Source organism: Pseudomonas sp. S3_B11, assembly GCF_054667715.1.
In genome coordinates, this window is the sequence record NZ_CP162749.1 from 4,469,636 (window position 1) to 4,487,045 (window position 17,410).

The window sequence follows — 17,410 nt, forward strand, 5'->3', positions numbered from 1 at the left end:
GGGGGACGCCAGTAACAATAGATGCAATGCAGGGGGATAGGCGACGCAATTATTAGCTAGCTATCTATCCGAGTCCAGAGCTGATTATTGATGGATTCAACAACACACTTTTCTGTTTGATGCTGAGCGAGTTGAAATGCCATCGCCCTCACTCGCCACAACAGTGTTCACCTTAAATCTGAGTCGTCGCCACAAAAAAACGCCAGCATGCTGGCGTTTTTTTTCGATCAGGACGCGTTGTTAGCTGGCGCGCGCCTGGTTGCGCAGGGCCTTGACCTGGTCATGGTTGCGTTGCACACCGTGGTACTGACGCTCAACCAGGTCACGAATGCCGACCAGGTTGTGCTTGGTGATTTTCTCGAGCGCTTCCTTGTAGGCCTTGAGCGCATGGTCTTCGCCACGCTCGGCTTCGTTGAGCACCGCTTCTTCGTCCTTGCCGGTGAACATGGATTTCACGTCCACCCAACGACGGTGCAGGTCACCGGCGACGCTGGTGGAGGTTTCCGGATCGCCGCCCAGGGAACGAACCGCCGCTTGCAGTTCGGCCGCAGCAGTCGCGCAATCGGCAGCACGTTGAACGAACAGCGCCTTGAGTTGTGGGTGCTTGATGTCTTCAGCGCAGGTCTTGAAGCCTTCCTGGCCATCTTTGCTGGTCTCGATCAGGTCGTTCAAGACGGAGATGGATTCTTTGTTGATGTCAGTCATTTTTCAGTTCCTTTGCTTGGTGAATAAAAAACCTGCAAGGGATGTTGCATCGGCCATGCCAGTCAAAGAACCCAGTTAATTTTCTTTAAAATCAGCCAGTTAACAAAAAACCAGAAAACTGTATCCGCGTTATTTGCATGATCTGTCATTTGGCCTGCATGCAGAATGCCTGTATTTTCGAGGCAGACTTGAATCAGACGATTGCCATGAACCCGGAAAAGCTCGAATTGCTCGTCACGCGTCAAATGCCATTCGGCAAATACAAGGGTCGAATCCTGGCTGACCTGCCCGGTCAATACCTGAACTGGTTCGCCCGCGAGGGTTTTCCTCACGGTGAACTGGGTGGTTTGCTGGCACTGATGCAGGAAATCGATCACAACGGGCTGTCGGACCTGCTCGATCCATTGCGTGCCAAACACGGCAAGCCCAAGCCTCGCCCCTGACCAGTTGAGCCCCCGTCATGCCCGAAAACACGCTACGCGCCCACGATGAAGCTTTCTGGCAGACGTTTGTCGGCCGCTATGACGTCGATCCCGTCGGGCCGCTCAACCTGGAAAACGGTTACTTCGCACGCATGTCCCGCACCGTGGTGGAGGAGTACCAGCGCAACATCGAGTTCATCAACCGAGGCAACTCGGTGTACGTGCGCCAGCATTTCGACCGTGAACACGGCGAAGCCATTCGTCGACAGGTGGCCCAGCTTATCCACGCTTCACCCCAGAGCGTGGGGTTGGCCGGCAGCGCGGTGGATGCCTTGCAGACGCTGATTCGCAACTACAACGGCCTCAAGCCAGGGGATCAAGTACTGATCTGTGATCTGGAATACGCCTCGGTCAAGAGTGCAATGCGCTGGCTGGCCCGCCAGCGTGGCGTGGAGGTGATCGAAATCGTCCACCAGCACCCGGCCAGTTTCGAAAGCCTGGTGGGCACTTACCGCGAAGCGTTCATTCGCTACCCTCGCCTCAAGTTGATGGCGCTGACCTACGTCAACCACCTCACCGGGCTGGTGATGCCGGTCCAGGCCATCGCCGAGAGTGCCCGCGAGTTTGTCGTCGACATCATCCTCGACGGTGCCCACGCCCTGGGCCAGATCGATTTCGACCTGAAGAAGCTCGGGATCGAATTCGCCGGGTTCAACCTGCAGAAGTGGATTGGCGGGCCCCTCTCCCAGGGCTTCCTGTACATCGCCCCGCAGCGCTTGGCCGACATCGACCCGGACATGGACGAAGACAGCTACCCCGCCACCGACGTCCGCTCGCGCACGCCCCACAGCACGCCCAACATCCCTGCCTTGCTCACCCTGCCGCTGGTCTTCGAAGAACACCAGGCCCTGGGTGGCGCTTCGGCCAAAGGCGCGCGCCTCTGTTATCTGCGTGACCTGTGGGTGAGCGCCGTGCGCGATGTGCCGGGCATCGAAGTCATGACCCCGGATGACCGGCGTCTCTATTGCGGGATCACCGCGATGCGCTTCACCGCCCGAGCCGATCAACAAGCGATGGCCGATCGATTGCTCAATGAGCATGGAATCTTCACCGTGGTGCGCCATACCAGCGTCGGGCCGTGCATTCGCATTACCCCGGGGCTGATTACCTTGGCGAGTGATATCGAGCGGTTGACCCAAGCACTTATTCACCTGAACCGAATGTAGTTGTGGCGAGGGGATTTATCCCCGTTGGGGCCGCTGCGCGCCCCAACGGGGATAAATCCCCTCGCCACAAATTCAGTGTTCACCCTGCTTGGAGAGATAAAACCCAGGCAAAAAAAAACGGCGCGCCGACCAAGCGCACCGTAAAACCGTAGAACACCCAACGAGGTTCGGTAAAACAATCAGTCCAGCAGCGCCAAGGCCTCGGCGGTGCATTCCTGAATGCGGGCCCAGTCGCCGTTCTTGATCCACTCAGGATCAAGCATCCAGCTTCCGCCCACACACATCACGTTTTTCAACGCCATGTAGCTCTTGATGTTGGCCGGGCTCACGCCGCCGGTCGGGCAGAATTTCACTTCGCCGAACGGGCCACCCAAGGCCTTGATGGCCGCGACGCCGCCACTGACTTCGGCCGGGAACAATTTGAAGCGGCGATAGCCCAGGCTGTAGCCTTCCATGATGCCCGAAGCGTTGCTGATACCTGGCAGTAACGGGATAGGGCTGTAGACGCTGGCCTCAAGCAGATCACGGGTGATGCCCGGGGTGACAATGAACTGCGAACCGGCCGCCTCGGCGGCGTCCAGCATGTGGCGGTCGAGCACCGTGCCAGCACCGGTCACCAGCTCCGGACGTTGCTCGCGCAGCACCTGGATGGCCTTGAGGCCGTATTGGGAACGCAGCGTCACTTCCAGCGCCGTCAGGCCACCGGCGGCCAGGGCATCGGCCAGCGGCAGGATGTCCTGTTCACGGGCGATGGTGATCACCGGCAGGATCCGCGCCTTGGCGCAGAGGCTGTCGATCAGGGCAACTTTGTCCGCCATGGAAACGGTCGGGGATGGGTTTGTCATAGCGGCTGATCCTTGGTTCATGGGCACCAGTAAATCTCTAACGTAGATTGCAGAAACGCGCGGATCGGCATTTCGGCGACATCGTCACCGGCCACCGCAGCGTTCAAGGTGGTCAATTTCGACTGACCGGAAATCGACAGCACTTTATGTTGCGCCGAAGCCAGCAAGGCGCGGCTCATGGTCAAGCGCTGGTGCGGCACGGTCGGCGCCAGCATCGGCCAGCAGCGACGTGTGCCATTGGCGTCCAGGGCCTGGGCCAGGTTCGGGCTACCTGGGAACAGCGAGGCAGTGTGCCCGTCATCGCCCATGCCCAATACCAGCACATCGATCGGCGGCAGCTCGGCCAACAGGCGATCGGCCTGCTCGGCAGCCGCTTCCAGGTTGGTGCTGGCGCTGTAAAGACTCAGGAACTGGGCCTTGGCCGCCGCGCCTTGCAGCAGGTAACGCTTGAGCAGGCCGGCATTGCTGTCGGCGTGTTCAACCGGTACCCAGCGCTCATCGGCCAGGCTGACCACCACTTTGGACCAGTCCAGCGCCTGCTTGGCCAGGTGCTGGAAAAACGCCACCGGGCTGCGGCCACCGGAGACCACCAGGGTCGCCGCACCGCGCGCCTCGATTGCATTGCGCAACTGCTCGGCCACGTTCAGCGCCAGGCCTTCGGCCAGCACCACCGGGTTCTTGAATTCATGGGCGCTAACGCCCTGCGGCAGTTTCAATTCAGATATCGCCATACCATGACCTCCCATCCCGCGTGATCAGTGCAATGGAGCTCATCGGCCCCCAGGACCCAGCCGCATACGGCTTGGGCGCATCGCCGGATTTCTTCCACCCGGCGATCAACTGGTCACACCACGTCCACGCGGCTTCAATTTCATCTTTACGGACAAACAGGTTCTGATTGCCGTTCATGACTTCCAGCAACAACCGCTCGTAGGCATCGGGAATACGTGCGCTGCGATAGGTGTCGGAGAAGTTGAGTTGCAACGGACCGCTGCGCAATTGCATGCCCTTGTCCAGGCCCTGCTCCTTGGTCATCACTCGCAAGGAAATCCCTTCGTCCGGTTGCAGGCGGATGATCAGCTTGTTGCTGATCTGCAAGCGCTGCTCGGGCGCGAAGATGTAGTGGGACGGTTCCTTGAAGTGGATGACGATCTGCGACAGCTTTTGCGGCATGCGCTTGCCGGTACGCAGGTAAAACGGCACCCCGGCCCAACGCCAGTTGCGGATGTCGGCGCGCAGGGCGACGAACGTCTCGGTGTCGCTCTGGGTGTTGGAGTTGGGTTCTTCGAGGTAGCCAGGCACTGCCTTGCCCTCGCTGTGGCCGGCGATGTACTGGCCGCGCACCACCTGGGTGGTCAGGCCTTCCGGGCTGATCGGCGCCAGGGCCTTGAGCACCTTGACCTTCTCGTCACGGATACTGTCGGCGGACAAGTCGGCCGGTGGGTCCATGGCGATCAGGCACAGCAGCTGCAACAGGTGGTTCTGGATCATGTCCCGCAGTTGACCGGCCTTGTCGAAATAGCCCCAGCGGCCTTCGATACCGACCTTCTCGGCCACGGTGATTTCCACGTGGGAAATGTAGTTCTGGTTCCACTGGGTTTCGAACAGGCTGTTGGCGAACCGCAGCGCGATCAGGTTCTGGACCGTCTCTTTACCCAGGTAATGGTCGATGCGATAGGTACGGTTTTCCGGGAAGAACTGCGCCACGGCGTCGTTGACCTTGCGCGAAGACTCCAGGTCCGAGCCGATGGGTTTCTCCAGCACGACACGGGTGTTTTCGCTCAAGCCAACCTTCGCCAGGTTCTCGCAGATCGCCCCATACACCGCCGCAGGGGTGGCGAAATAGGCAATGACCTGCTGGGTCGAACCGGCTGCTTCGGCCAAGGCGACGTAATCGTCGGCCTTGAGGAAATCCACGTGCAGGTAGGTCAACCGTGCCAGGAAACGCTCGAGAACGCCTTCATCCAGGTCTTTTTCCCCGACGTAGCGACGCAGTTCGGCGGTGATGAATGCCAGGTGCTGCTGCTCGCTGCCGGGTTCACGGGCCAGCGCAATGATTCGCGTGTCCTCGTGCAGCAACTGGGCGCCATCGAGCTGATACAGGGCAGGAAAAAGCTTGCGCAAGGCCAGATCGCCCAACGCGCCGAACAAGGCAAAGGTGCACGGTTCAACCGTAATCGAAGGCATGATGTTTGTTCTTTTATCAAGTTAAACTACAAATACCTTTTTTCAAGGTATCACTCAAGGAAAAATGTAGTAATAACCACAACATTTTTCGAAAATACCGATTCCGAGTGGTGGTCCGTCGGAGCCATCAGTAGGATAGGCCACCGCAAAGGGTCGTATCAAAGACCCGTCTTCCTAGGAATCTTGTATGGACCGCGTGCGAAATTTACTGGAACAGATCCAGAGTCGCCTTGAAGACCTGAACAAGGCCGAACGCAAAGTGGCCGAGATCATCCTGCTCAACCCGCAGCAGGCGACCCGCTTCAGCATCGCTGCCCTCGCCCAGGCGGCTTCGGTCAGTGAACCGACCGTCAACCGTTTCTGCCGCTCGTTCGGCGTCAGCGGTTACCCGGAACTCAAGCTGCAACTGGCCCAAAGCCTGGCCAGCGGCGCTGCTTATGTGAGCCGTGCGGTGGAGGCCGACGACAACCCGGAAGCCTACACCCGGAAAATCTTTGGCAGTGCCATTGCCTCATTGGACAGCGCCTGCCAGGCCCTTGATCCCAATTTGATCAGTCGCGCCGTGGACCTGCTGATCCAGGCCCGGCAGATCCACTTCTTCGGTCTCGGCGCCTCCGCCCCGGTGGCGCTGGATGCCCAGCACAAGTTTTTCCGCTTCAACCTGGCGGTGACCGCTCACGCCGACGTACTGATGCAGCGCATGATCGCGTCGGTGGCCCATACCGGTGAACTGTTCGTGATCATTTCCTACACCGGTCGTACCCGCGAGCTCGTGGAAGTGGCGCGCATCGCCCGGGAAAACGGCGCGTCGGTGCTGGGCCTGACCGCCGAAGGCTCGCCATTGGCCAAGGCCAGTACCTTGAGCCTGAACATTCCGCTGCCCGAAGACACCGATATCTATATGCCGATGACCTCACGGATCATCCAGCTCACCGTACTGGACGTGCTCGCCACCGGCATGACCCTGCGTCGGGGCGTGGACTTCCAGCCGCATCTGCGCAAGATCAAGGAAAGCTTGAATGCCAGCCGGTATCCGGTGGGGGATGAGTTCAACTGATTCGGTCCAGAATCTTCGGTGCCTGATAGTCCGTCTTCGCGAGCAGGCTCGCTCCCACACTGGATCTTCGGCGTTCACAAGCCCCCCTGTGGGAGCGAGCTTGCTCCGGGGAGCGATCCGACGATGGGGCCAGCCGCCTCACCGCAGATCCAGAGCTAAGCCCCCACCCACGCCTGCAAACTCAGATGCGCCCGCTCCCCCGGCGCCAGGCACAGGCTGTCGGTGCCGCCACTGGCCGCTTCGACGCAGACGAATTCGCTAACCTCATCCCAACTCACCCCCAGCAACGGCCGTGCGCCGGGATGCCAGACCACGGTGTCGGCGCTGTCGCCGGTGTCGATGCACAATTCGCGCTGCCAGGCGTGGTCCTTGAGCTGCAATTCCCCCTCATGCTGGAACACCCGCTGGCAGCCGCCCTCGACCCGCAACTCGCCTTCCTGCTGACAAACCGCACGGTTCAACTGATCGTAACCCTGTGCGCCCTCGAGCCCAGACAGCGCTACCTCACCGACGTCACCAATACGCCAATACGCATGCAAAGCCTGGCTCAGCTGGCACGGCAGGCTGTCCTGGTGCTCGGTGCTCAGGCGCAGTTCCATGCGTTCACCCAAGTCTGCATGCAGGTCCACTTGCCAGTCGCACAGCTGCAGTTGCCAGTGCAAATGCACACCGTCTTCATCACTGCGGCTGTCGAGCAACTTCCAGTCGATCAACCGCGCCCAGCCATGGGATGGCCAGGCGTTTTCGCTGGGATGACGACCATACCAAGGCCAACACACCGGCACCCCGCCGCGGATCGCCCCGACGTGTGGCCACTTGGCCGCGCACCACAACCACGGCTTTTGGCCTCGCGGTTGGAAATGCAGCAACTGTGCGCCCTGGCGACTGAACACCGCCTGGCACAACGGGTGGTCGATCACCAACACATCGCGCTGCCGATAGCGCTCCCACGCGAACACCGGGCGTTCGCGCAAGGATCTGAAAAAGCGTTGTAGCGGATGCTCATGCATGGGCCGCGGTCCTGGAAATCATTGAATTGCTCATCTGTTTGCAACGCTTGTTGTGGCAAGGCGATTTATCTGTGGGAGCTAAGCTTGCTCCCACAGGTCTGCGCGCAACCAAACACGCGCCCCAAAAAAAAGCGGACAGCCTTGGCCGTCCGCAAATATGCGCACATAGAGAGGAGCTTATCGCAACAGCGTTAGAACACCGACTGAATTTTCAGGCCGGCCACCAGCGCGTTGTCGACTTCATCCACACCACCTGGGTGAGTGATGTATTGCAGGTTGGGACGCACGGTCAGCCAGTTGGTGACGTGGACGCCGTAGTTGAGTTCGTAGTTGTACTCAGTGCTACGCAGCGGTGCGAACAGTGGGTCGTTGTAGTCGCTAACACCATTGGCAATGTTGGTCAGCTCGGCGTTTTTCTTCACGTCATCGTTGACATGGATACGGGAGAAGCCAATCCCGATGTCATCTTTAGGACGCGCATCAAACGGCCCCTTGTACACAAACATCAGCGACTGGTAGTTGTCGACGAAGTTGGTGTCCTTGTCGTGGAAGGTCGCGTTGGCCGCGATGTTCAGACCGCGGGAAGCGTCACCGTTGTGAGTGGTGAGTTGTTGTTGAGCGACAAACCAGTAGCCGTGCTTGCTGTCGTGACTGCGATAGGCGTTGCGGGTGGTCGCGGCATCATCGCCATTGTCATCTTCACGGACGTCATTGGCATCGGCCGTGCTCTTGTAGTAACCGACACGGTATTCGCCCGGCAGGTTGTTGACCTTCGGCGACCAGACCAGCTCGACTGGGATGACAGTACCCTTGGTGCCACTGCCGCTGAGCTTGAAGCCGTTACCGTGCTCCAGTTGCGAGGGGTTCTGGTTGTATGCACCGATCTGCGCATAGAACTCAGGCGTGATGTTGTACTTTACGCGAATCGCCGCCTGCATGACCGGCCAGTTGTACCAGATGCCGGTCGCCCAGTTACCCGCTTGGGACCCGCAGAATGCCAGGTTCTGGAACTCGCAAGGGAAGGTGTTGAAGTCTTCGCCTTCGCCGAAGTAACCGGCCTTGACGTCCAGCTTGCCATCGAGGAACTGGTGCTTGATCCACAATTGGGTCAGACGGACCATGTGGCCACGGCCGTAGACTTCCTGGGAAGAACTCAAGGTGCCGGCACGCGGGTCGCCGACACGGTCATTTGAAATGTTTTCACCGTTACGGTTGGTGAGCTGGACCTTGGCCTGGGTGTTATCCCAGCCCATCAGTTTTTCCAGGTCCAGCGCCACACCCAGACCGAACTGGTCGGAGTAACGCGCCGTCTTGTCGTTGTTGTAGCCGCCATGCAAGTTGGCGCCCACTTCACCGACGTAGTCAGCCTTGATATCGATACCTTGCTCGATCAGCTTGGTCCGCTCGCCACCCCAGTCACCCGTCATCCACTGCGAATCGGCGCTGAACGCGTCGGCAGCGTGTGCGCTACCGGCCAGCATCATCGCCGCAACGGCTGACAACTGGCAGATAAGCTGGGCGTTATTTTTCTTCTTCATCCCTACATCCTCGTCTTTATTGTTATTAACTGTTTTTATCTAACGCGGTTTACAACGATTGCGGCGGATGTCCCCATCCACCGCATACTCCTTGCTGTGGGAGCAGGCCTGCTCCCCCATTTGTTCTTCATCGGCCTTTGAACTGCGCCACGTTCGCCGACCGGGCATCGGCTTGCGGCTGGCCAGCCACGCCCAGGCGCTCGCCGGACTGCGCGTCGAACAGCAGCACTTTCGACGGATCGAACTGCAGTGTCAGGGTTTCCCCCGGCTGCGGTGCAACGTCCGGCGCCAGGCGGCAGCAGACCTTGGTGTCGTTGAGATTGACGAACACCAGGGTGTCCGGCCCGGTAGGTTCGGTGACCTGGACTTCGGCGCGAATGGTCGGCAAGCCATTGGCCTCGCTGCCCGCCAGCATGATCTGCTCCGGGCGCATGCCCAGGATCACTTCGCGGTCTTCCAGGCCGGCGTCCTGCATGCCCATCGGCAGTTCGCAACGAGCCTGGCCGCTGTCGAGCAGCGCCAGCAGGCGACCGTCCTTGCGTTGCAGGCGCAGCGGGATGAAGTTCATCGGTGGCGAACCGATGAAGCTCGCCACGAACAGATTGGCCGGGTTGGTGTAGATGTCTTTCGGCGTGCCGAACTGCTGGATGATCCCGTCCTTCATCACCGCCACTTTGTCGCCCAGGGTCATCGCTTCGATCTGGTCGTGGGTCACGTAGACCGTGGTGGTCTTCAGGCGCTGGTGCATCAGCTTCATTTCGGTACGCATCTCGACCCGCAGCTTGGCGTCGAGGTTGGACAGTGGTTCATCGAACAGGTAGATCTTCGGCCGCCGCGCCAGCGCACGGCCCATGGCCACGCGCTGTTGCTGCCCGCCGGAGAGCTGGCCGGGCTTGCGATTGAGCAGGTGCTCGATCTGCAGCAACTTGGCCACGCGGTTGACCTCTTCGTCGATGTCCGACTGTTTCATCTTGCGGATTTTCAGACCGAACTCGATGTTCTCGCGCACGCTCATGGTCGGGTACAGCGCGTAGGACTGGAACACCATGGCGATATCGCGATCTTTCGGGCTCATGCCGCTGACATCCTGATCGCCGATCATGATCGCGCCGCCAGTGATGGTCTCAAGGCCGGCGATGCAGTTCATCAGTGTCGACTTGCCACAGCCCGAAGGTCCGACCAGGATCAGGAACTCCCCGTCCTTGATCGACAACTCGATGTTCTTCAGGGTGTCCGGCAGGCCGACACCATAGGTCTTGTTTACGTTGCGAAGTTCAAGCGTTGCCATGATTACCCCTTGACTGCGCCGGCCGTCAGACCGCGCACGAAATACTTGCCTGCGACCACATAGACCAGCAGGGTCGGCAGCCCGGCGATCATCGCCGCCGCCATGTCCACGTTGTATTCCTTGGCCCCGGTACTGGTGTTGACCAAGTTGTTCAGCGCCACCGTAATGGGCTGCGAATCACCGCTGGAGAACACCACGCCGAACAGGAAGTCGTTCCAGATCTGCGTGAACTGCCAGATCAGGCAGACCATGATGATCGGGGTGGACATCGGCAGGATGATCCGCCGGAAAATGGTGAAGAACCCCGCACCGTCCAGTCGCGCCGCCTTCACCAGTGCATCGGGAATGCTGACGTAGTAGTTGCGGAAGAACAGCGTGGTGAAGGCCAGGCCGTAGACCACGTGCACGAACACCAGGCCTGTGGTGGTGCTGGCCAGGCCCATCTTGCCGAGGGTGAACGAGGCCGGCAGCAGGACGGTCTGGAACGGCAGGAAGCACCCGAACAGCAACAGGCCGAAGAACAACTGCGAACCGCGAAAACGCCACATCGACAGCACGTAGCCGTTCAAGGCACCGATGGCGGTAGAGATCAGCACCGCCGGGACGGTGATCTTGATCGAGTTCCAGAAGTAACCGTCGACGGTGGCCCAGGCCTTGACCCAACCGATGCCACTGACCACGGTCGGCCAGCTCAACAGGTTGCCGGTGCTGATGTCTTCCGGCGTCTTGAAGCTGGTCAACAGCATGACCACCAACGGCACCAGGTAAAGCAGTACGGCGAGGATCAGCACCGCGTAGATGGCGATGCGACTCAGGCTGATGGAAGGTTTGGCAGCGAGACTAGTCATGACGCTTGGTCCTCAGCTCGGAGTACAGGTAAGGCACGATGATTGCGAGAATCGCACCGAGCATCAGGATTGCACTGGCCGAGCCCATGCCCATCTGACCGCGACTGAACGTGAAGGAATACATGAACATGGCTGGCAGGTCGGAGGAGTAGCCCGGGCCGCCGGCCGTCATTGCGGCCACCAGGTCGAAGCTCTTGATTGCGATGTGCGCCAGGATCATCACGGCGCTGAAGAACACCGGGCGCAGGCTCGGCAGCACCACTTTCCAGTAGATGCGCGGCATGCTCGCGCCATCGATCTGCGCGGCACGGATGATCGATTGATCGACACCCCGCAGGCCGGCCAGGAACATCGCCATGATGAAGCCCGAGGCCTGCCACACCGCTGCGATCACCAGGCAGTACACCACGCGATCCGGGTCGATCAGCCAATCCAGGCGGAAGCCTTCCCAACCCCAGTCACGCAACAATTTGTCCAGGCCCATGCCCGGGTTGAGCAGCCATTTCCAGGCCGTACCGGTGACGATCATCGAGAGCGCCATCGGGTACAGGTAAATGGTGCGGATGAAACCTTCGCGACGAATGCGCTGGTCAAGGAACACCGCCAGCAACACACCGATCACCAGGGTGATACCGATGAACAGGCCGCCGAACAGCGCCAGGTTCTTGCTCGCCACCCACCAGCGGTCGTTGTCCATCAGCCGCGCGTATTGCGCCAGGCCTGCCCACTTGTAGTTCGGCAGGAACGTCGAAGTGGTGAACGACAGGACGAACGTCCACAAGATATAGCCATAGAAGCCCACCAGGACGATGAACATGCTCGGCGCCAGCACCAGTTTCGGGAGCCAGCGCTGCAATGCATCGAACGGCGAGGCCTTGCTGAACACAGCAACAGAACTCATGGGAAGATCCAGTACAAGAGAAAAGGACTACAAAACATTCCCTGTGTGGGGGCGGGCTTGTGTGGGAACCGAGCTTGCTCGCGATGAAGGCACCTCGGTCTTTCCAATGACCGCGTTATCGTTCATCGCGAGCAAGCTTTGTTCCCACACAAGCTCGCTCCCACAAGGGAAGCGGCGCTAATTACTTCGCAGACTGAACCGCTGCGCCGAGTTTCTTGGCGGCATCGGCAGGGTCGGCTTTCGGGTCGTTGATGTAGTTGGTCACCACATCGAAGAACGCACCCTGTACGGCCAGCGTGGTCGCCATGTTGTGCGCCATGCTTGGCTGCAGGCCGCCGGACTTGGCGTCTGTCAGGAAGTCCTTGGCAGCGGTCTGGGCACAGGAGTCGAAACCGTACTTGGCCATGTCGCCGAGCATGTCGTTACGAACCGGGATCGAGCCTTTGTTGATGCTGAAGACTTTCTGGAAGTTCTCGCCCAACACGACCTTGGCGATGTCCTGCTGGCCAGCCGCAGTGCCCTTGTCTTTCTGCTTGAACACCGCCAGGGAGTCGATGTTGTAGGTGAAGGCCTTGTCGGTGCCCGGGAAGGCCACGCACTCGTAGTCCTTGCCGGCGACTTTCTTCGCCGCGGTCCACTCGCTCTTGGCCCAGTCACCCATGATCTGCATGCCGGCCTTGCCGTTGATGACCTTGGCCGCTTCAAGGTTCCAGTCCTGGCCCTTGCCGTCGGCGTCCATGTAGGTCGCGACTTTCTTCAGCTCGGTCAGCGCCTTGACCATTTCCGGACCGGTCAGCGCCTTGTTGTCCAGGTCGACCAGGGCTTTCTTGTAGCCATCAGCGCCCATGACCGAGAGCACCACGGCTTCGAATACGGTGCTGTCCTGCCAAGGCTGGCCACCGTGGGCGAGCGGAATAAAGCCCGCGGCCTTGAGCTTGTCGCCGGCTGCGTAGAATTCTTCGAGGGTGGTCGGGTTCTTGGTGATGCCGGCTTTCTTGAAGACTTCCGGGTTGATCCACAGCCAGTTGACGCGGTGGATGTTCACCGGCACGGCGACATAGTCACCGTCGTACTTCACGGTATCGGAGACTTTCTTGTCGAGCAGGCTGTCCCACTTCTCGGCTTTGGCAACATCTTTGAGGATGTCGGTGTCGAGCAGCCCGGTGGACGCCCATTCCTGGATGTCCGGGCCCTTGATCTGGGCGACGCCCGGTGGGTTGCCGGCCACGGCACGGCTCTTGAGCACGGTCATGGCAGTGGAACCGCCACCACCGGCGACAGCGCCGTCCTTCCAGGTAAAGCCGTCTTTTTCTACCTGGGCCTTGAGCACATCGACCGCGGCTTTTTCGCCACCCGACGTCCACCAGTGGACGACTTCCACGGAACCTTTGGATTCGGCGGCAAGGGTAGTGACAGGAAATGCTGCGACGGGAAGCAAGGAAGCAAGAGAAATGACAGTAGCGAGGCGAGAAATCGCATTCATCTAGAATTACCTTTCTTGTTGTTATGCATGCAAGTCTGGTGCTTGCGCTGCATGGATTCTAATCAGAGGGAATCCCTTCGCAGGTAACGAAGGGACGTGCAAATGTCACGACATGGTTACACAGGCGAAGGACTGGATAACCGCGCCAGGGCTGACGCCATGCTTGGTGCCAGGGGCAGGCGCGGAATCAGGACCGCCTGCCAGGCGTGATACAGGTCCGGCTTGCCCGACCAGATATCGGCGCTGGGGCAATTTTGCGGATCGAGTTCGTGATGCCAACTGCCGTTGCAGCGGTCGATGAAATGTTTGTCACAGAACTCCCAGAAGCGCCGGTACCAGGCTTCGTACTTCGCCTCGTCGGTGCGCTTGAGCAAGGCGCTGGCAGCGGCCGCCGCTTCGGCGTGGACCCAGTGCAGGCGATGGCGAACCACGGCGCGGTTGTCCCAATCCAGGGTGTAGACAATGCCCGGCGCACCGTCGACGTTCCAGCCGTGACGGCAGTTCTGATCGAAGAGTTTTTGCGCATCCTGGGCCAGCCAACCCGGGGTCAGCATGCCGATCTGGACGCGCGCCGCTTCAAGGTGCAGCAGCAGTCGCGCCCATTCGAAACCGTGACCAGGGGTGGTGCCGTAGGGACGGAAACCATCGGCAGGGTTGTCCTGGTTGTATTCGCGCAGCGGCTGCCAGTGTCGATCGAAATGCTCCACCACCAGGTAGTCGTTGGCGGCGGCATGGGTGTGGATCACCCGTTCGACGATGTGCAGGGCGCGAGCCAGCCAGCGTGGGTCGTCGGTGGCATCGGCCAGTGCGAGGAAGGCTTCGGTGGCGTGCATGTTGCTGTTGGCGCCACGATAGGCCTCTTCCTCGCTCCAGTCGCGGTTGAAGGATTCGCGCAGTGCCCCCTCTTCTTCGCTCCAGAAATGCTCATCGATGATCCGCACCGCTTCGTCCAGCAACGCCTGGGCGCCGGGACGCTGGGCCACCACTGCGGAACTGGCCGCCAGGGCAACGAATGCATGCAGGTAAGCCGCCTTGCCCGCGCCGTCTTCACCAGGCCGCGTCGTGGCAAACCAGCCACCGTACTCGGCGTCGCGCAAGGGGCCGCTCAGCGCCTGGACGCCGTGGTCCACCAGCTCGGCAAACCCCGGCAGGCCCTGGATGTGGGCCATGGCGAAGCTGTGGGTCATGCGCGCAGTGTTCATGGTCTCGGCCCGGGCATCGGCCGGCAGGTGGCCGCGCTCGTCCAGGTTGCCGAAGCCGTCCGCCAGCTTCGACGCCTTGGCGAACGCCAGCAGCCGCAAGCCTTCGTCGGCAAGCCATTGCTGGTGGGCAGGGGCGTTCAGCCAACTGCTGAAGGCCGGTTGGAAGGTGTCCATTGGGTGGTACCTTTTTTGTTGTTTTGACGCAGGGAGTCTAAACAAGGGATGGCGAGGGGCAGGTAACGAAAGGGGCGAGTTATGTCACCAAGCTGTGACATTTACTTTGATGATCGTTCCCACGCTCTGCGTGGGAACGATCAGTCAACACGGCTGGCTACTCCACACTGCGAGGCAACTGCAACGTCACCCGCAACCCCCCTTCGCGCAGGTTCTGCAAGCTCACTTCCCCGCCATGGCTGTGGGCGATGTTGCGGGCGATGCCCAGGCCCAGGCCATAGCCTTGCTGCTGCCCGGCGAGGCGGAAGTGCGGTTCGAAGACCTGCTCCAGGCGCTGTTCCGGCACGCCGGGGCCTTCGTCGTCGACGTGCAGGATGAAGGCAGTTTCATCGTCATCGATGTGCAGGTGGGCGTTCTGGCCGTATTTCAAGGCGTTGTCGATCAGGTTGCCGATGCAGCGCTTGAGGGCCAGCGGCTTGCCGGGATATGGCGCCAGGGCCCGGCCATCCTGGGTCACCCGGCCGTTGCCGTTGGGCGCCAGGTAAGGTTCGACCAGGCAATCGAGCACATGATTGAGGTCCACCGGCTCGATGTTTTCGTGGATGTCGGTGTCCTTGACGCATTGCAGCGCGCCTTTGACCAGCAGTTCCAGCTCATCCAGGTCACGACCGAACTTGGCCTGCAGGTTCTCGTCTTCCAGCAGCTCGACTCGCAGCCGCAATCGGGTGATCGGTGTGCGCAAGTCGTGGGAGATCGCGCTGAACAATTGACTGCGCTCCGTCAGGTAACGGCTGATGCGTTCGCGCATGGCATTGAACGCCCGCCCCACCTCCACCACTTCGCTGCCGCCGCCCTCGGCCACCGGCTCCACCTCGGCGCCCAGGGACATGTCCCGCGCGGCCCGGGCCAAACGCTTGAGCGGTCGGCTCTGCCAGTGCACCAGCAAACCGATGAACAGCAATAACAAGCTGCTGGTGAGCACGATGAAACCGACCTGTTGCTTGGGCAGGTCTTGCTCTTCGAGGCTGGTGTAGGGTTCGGGCAGCAGCGAGGCGATGTACAGCCACTCCCCCGGCGCCATCTGGATCTGCGTGACCAGCACCGGCGGGTTCACCGGTTCCAGGGTCAAGGCGTAGTGAGCCCACGAACGGGGCAGCTCATCGAGCTTGAGCCCGGCATTGAAGATCCGCAGGTCGTCGGGGCTCACAAAATTCACCGAGATGTCCGCGCTATTGCCCAGGGACCGGCGCAGCACGTCGTCCACTGCCTTGAGCACCGCCAGTTTGCGCGGCGTTATCGGCAGCACATCCATGCCCAGGGGCTTATCGTTGAGCGTCACGACAAACCGCGTGCCGCCCATGCTGCGCAACTGGTCCAGCACCAATGGCCGGTACGCCACTGGCAGCGAACGCAAATAACTGACGCTGGCGGTCATCGAATGGGCCAGGCTGCGGGCACTGGTGACCAGGCCTTCGAGCTGGGTGGCGCGCAGTTGCGAGACCCAGATCAGGCTGGACAGGGTCTGGGCGAACAGCACCACCAGCAAGGTCAGCAACAGCATCCGCCCCAGCAACGAGCGCGGTACCGGTACCCGTCGGGCGACTTTTTTGATCCAGTCAATGACCATTGCTGGCAACCACACTGGCCGCCAGCTGATAACCGCTGCCACGCACCGTGCGAATCAGCCGTGGCGGCTTGTCGGTATCACGCAGGCGCTGGCGCAGGCGACTGACTGCCATGTCGACGATTCGGTCCAGGGGCATCAGCTCACGACCACGGGTCGCATTGCCGATAGTGTCGCGATCGAGGATTTCCTGGGGATGATCGAGAAACAACTTGAGCAGGGCGAAATCGGCACCGGAGAGAATCACTTCTTCACCGTCGGTGTGAAACAACCGATGACTGACCATGTCCAGCCGCCATTCATCGAAGGCCAGCACTTCGCCGCCGGAGCGTTCCTGGCCGAATTGCGCCCGACGCAGCAGCGCCTTGATGCGCGCCTGCAATTCCCGTGGGCTGAAAGGCTTGCCCAAGTAATCATCGGCGCCCAGTTCAAGACCAATGACCCGGTCGGCCTCGTCGGAACTGGCGGTGAGCATGATGATCGGCACATGGGCCTGGCGTGGGTGTTGGCGAACCCAGCGGCAAAGGCTGAAGCCGTCTTCATCGGGCAGCATCACATCAAGGATCACCAGGTCGCTCGGTGCATCGTTCAGCGCCTGGCGAAACCCGGCACCGTCGGGTGTGGTCCGCACCTGGAACCCCGCACGGCTGAGGTAGGTGTCCAGCAGTTCGCGAATCTCCTGGTCGTCGTCAACCAACAAAATCGATTTGTTCACTGAACTCACGGGCCTCGTCCTTGTTGTTTGTATGGGGGCGATTATGCCTGATGGATGAGGACTGCAAACACACTACAAAACCTTTGTGGGAGCGAGCTTGCTCGCGATAGCGGAGTGTCAGTCGCCATTGATGCTGACTGATACGCCGCTATCGCGAGCAAGCTCGCTCCCACAGGGGATCACAT

The 17,410-nt window shown here is 60.4% G+C and carries 16 protein-coding genes; 3 read left to right on the forward strand and 13 right to left on the reverse strand.

All coding sequences use genetic code 11. The features are described 5' to 3' along the window. Window positions 1-240 precede the first annotated feature (240 nt). Window positions 241-705: a ferritin-like domain-containing protein gene (locus AB4O22_RS20100; RefSeq protein ID WP_003198561.1), complete on the reverse strand. Its 465-nt coding sequence runs from the start codon at window positions 703-705 to the stop codon at window positions 241-243. A gap of 206 nt (window positions 706-911) precedes the next feature. Between AB4O22_RS20100 and AB4O22_RS20105 the strand changes: the two genes are divergently transcribed. Continuing rightward, complete coding sequence (locus tag AB4O22_RS20105) at window positions 912-1,148, forward strand: DUF3820 family protein (RefSeq protein WP_027912035.1); 237 nt, start codon at window positions 912-914, stop codon at window positions 1,146-1,148. Between the two features lie 17 nt (window positions 1,149-1,165). Continuing rightward, window positions 1,166-2,353, forward strand: a complete 1,188-nt coding sequence (locus AB4O22_RS20110; protein WP_460097023.1) for an aminotransferase class V-fold PLP-dependent enzyme — start codon at window positions 1,166-1,168, stop codon at window positions 2,351-2,353. 179 nt (window positions 2,354-2,532) lie between these two features. On the opposite strand, the gene AB4O22_RS20115 is transcribed toward AB4O22_RS20110, so the two are convergent. From AB4O22_RS20115 to zwf, 3 genes are read right to left on the reverse strand one after another with little or no spacing between them, the layout of a single operon-like run. Beyond that, window positions 2,533-3,198, reverse strand: a complete 666-nt coding sequence (locus tag AB4O22_RS20115; protein ID WP_013692437.1) for a bifunctional 4-hydroxy-2-oxoglutarate aldolase/2-dehydro-3-deoxy-phosphogluconate aldolase — start codon at window positions 3,196-3,198, stop codon at window positions 2,533-2,535. Window positions 3,199-3,215: 17 nt separating this feature from the next. Further along, a complete protein-coding gene (pgl, locus tag AB4O22_RS20120) occupies window positions 3,216-3,929 on the reverse strand; it encodes a 6-phosphogluconolactonase (protein WP_039010757.1) in 714 nt (237 codons plus the stop codon). Continuing rightward, complete coding sequence (gene zwf / locus AB4O22_RS20125; RefSeq protein WP_003198549.1) at window positions 3,916-5,385, reverse strand: glucose-6-phosphate dehydrogenase; 1,470 nt, start codon at window positions 5,383-5,385, stop codon at window positions 3,916-3,918. The genes pgl and zwf overlap by 14 nt, the downstream gene beginning before the upstream one ends. A gap of 196 nt (window positions 5,386-5,581) precedes the next feature. Here zwf and AB4O22_RS20130 point away from each other — a divergent pair, with 196 nt between their 5' ends. Then, window positions 5,582-6,442 carry a MurR/RpiR family transcriptional regulator gene (locus tag AB4O22_RS20130; protein WP_170842276.1) on the forward strand — a complete coding sequence of 287 codons (861 nt, stop codon included), beginning with the start codon at window positions 5,582-5,584 and terminating at the stop codon, window positions 6,440-6,442. 155 nt (window positions 6,443-6,597) lie between these two features. On the opposite strand, the gene AB4O22_RS20135 is transcribed toward AB4O22_RS20130, so the two are convergent. The 9 genes from AB4O22_RS20135 to AB4O22_RS20175 all read right to left on the reverse strand — a co-directional run bounded on the left by AB4O22_RS20135 (window position 6,598) and on the right by AB4O22_RS20175 (window position 17,234). Next, entirely contained in the window at window positions 6,598-7,452 is an 855-nt protein-coding gene (locus AB4O22_RS20135) for a D-hexose-6-phosphate mutarotase (protein WP_027912039.1), read from the reverse strand. A 191-nt stretch (window positions 7,453-7,643) separates the two neighbouring features. Then, complete coding sequence (locus AB4O22_RS20140; protein WP_027912040.1) at window positions 7,644-8,990, reverse strand: carbohydrate porin; 1,347 nt, start codon at window positions 8,988-8,990, stop codon at window positions 7,644-7,646. A gap of 127 nt (window positions 8,991-9,117) precedes the next feature. Then, window positions 9,118-10,278: an ABC transporter ATP-binding protein gene (locus tag AB4O22_RS20145; protein ID WP_038859362.1), complete on the reverse strand. Its 1,161-nt coding sequence runs from the start codon at window positions 10,276-10,278 to the stop codon at window positions 9,118-9,120. Window positions 10,279-10,280: 2 nt separating this feature from the next. Beyond that, on the reverse strand, window positions 10,281-11,126 hold the full coding sequence (locus AB4O22_RS20150; RefSeq protein WP_003198539.1) for a carbohydrate ABC transporter permease: 846 nt from the start codon (window positions 11,124-11,126) through the stop codon (window positions 10,281-10,283). Next, complete coding sequence (locus AB4O22_RS20155; protein WP_003198535.1) at window positions 11,119-12,027, reverse strand: carbohydrate ABC transporter permease; 909 nt, start codon at window positions 12,025-12,027, stop codon at window positions 11,119-11,121. The genes AB4O22_RS20150 and AB4O22_RS20155 overlap by 8 nt, the downstream gene beginning before the upstream one ends. Window positions 12,028-12,208: 181 nt before the next feature. Next, window positions 12,209-13,510, reverse strand: coding sequence for an ABC transporter substrate-binding protein (locus AB4O22_RS20160; RefSeq protein ID WP_038859552.1), 1,302 nt, complete (start codon window positions 13,508-13,510; stop codon window positions 12,209-12,211). A 116-nt stretch (window positions 13,511-13,626) separates the two neighbouring features. After that, complete coding sequence (locus AB4O22_RS20165; RefSeq protein WP_223470157.1) at window positions 13,627-14,886, reverse strand: D-mannose isomerase; 1,260 nt, start codon at window positions 14,884-14,886, stop codon at window positions 13,627-13,629. A gap of 157 nt (window positions 14,887-15,043) precedes the next feature. Beyond that, window positions 15,044-16,513 carry an ATP-binding protein gene (locus AB4O22_RS20170; RefSeq protein WP_003198529.1) on the reverse strand — a complete coding sequence of 490 codons (1,470 nt, stop codon included), beginning with the start codon at window positions 16,511-16,513 and terminating at the stop codon, window positions 15,044-15,046. Then, window positions 16,503-17,234 carry a response regulator gene (locus tag AB4O22_RS20175; protein ID WP_003184616.1) on the reverse strand — a complete coding sequence of 244 codons (732 nt, stop codon included), beginning with the start codon at window positions 17,232-17,234 and terminating at the stop codon, window positions 16,503-16,505. The genes AB4O22_RS20170 and AB4O22_RS20175 overlap by 11 nt, the downstream gene beginning before the upstream one ends. Between the last annotated feature and the right edge of the window lie 176 nt (window positions 17,235-17,410).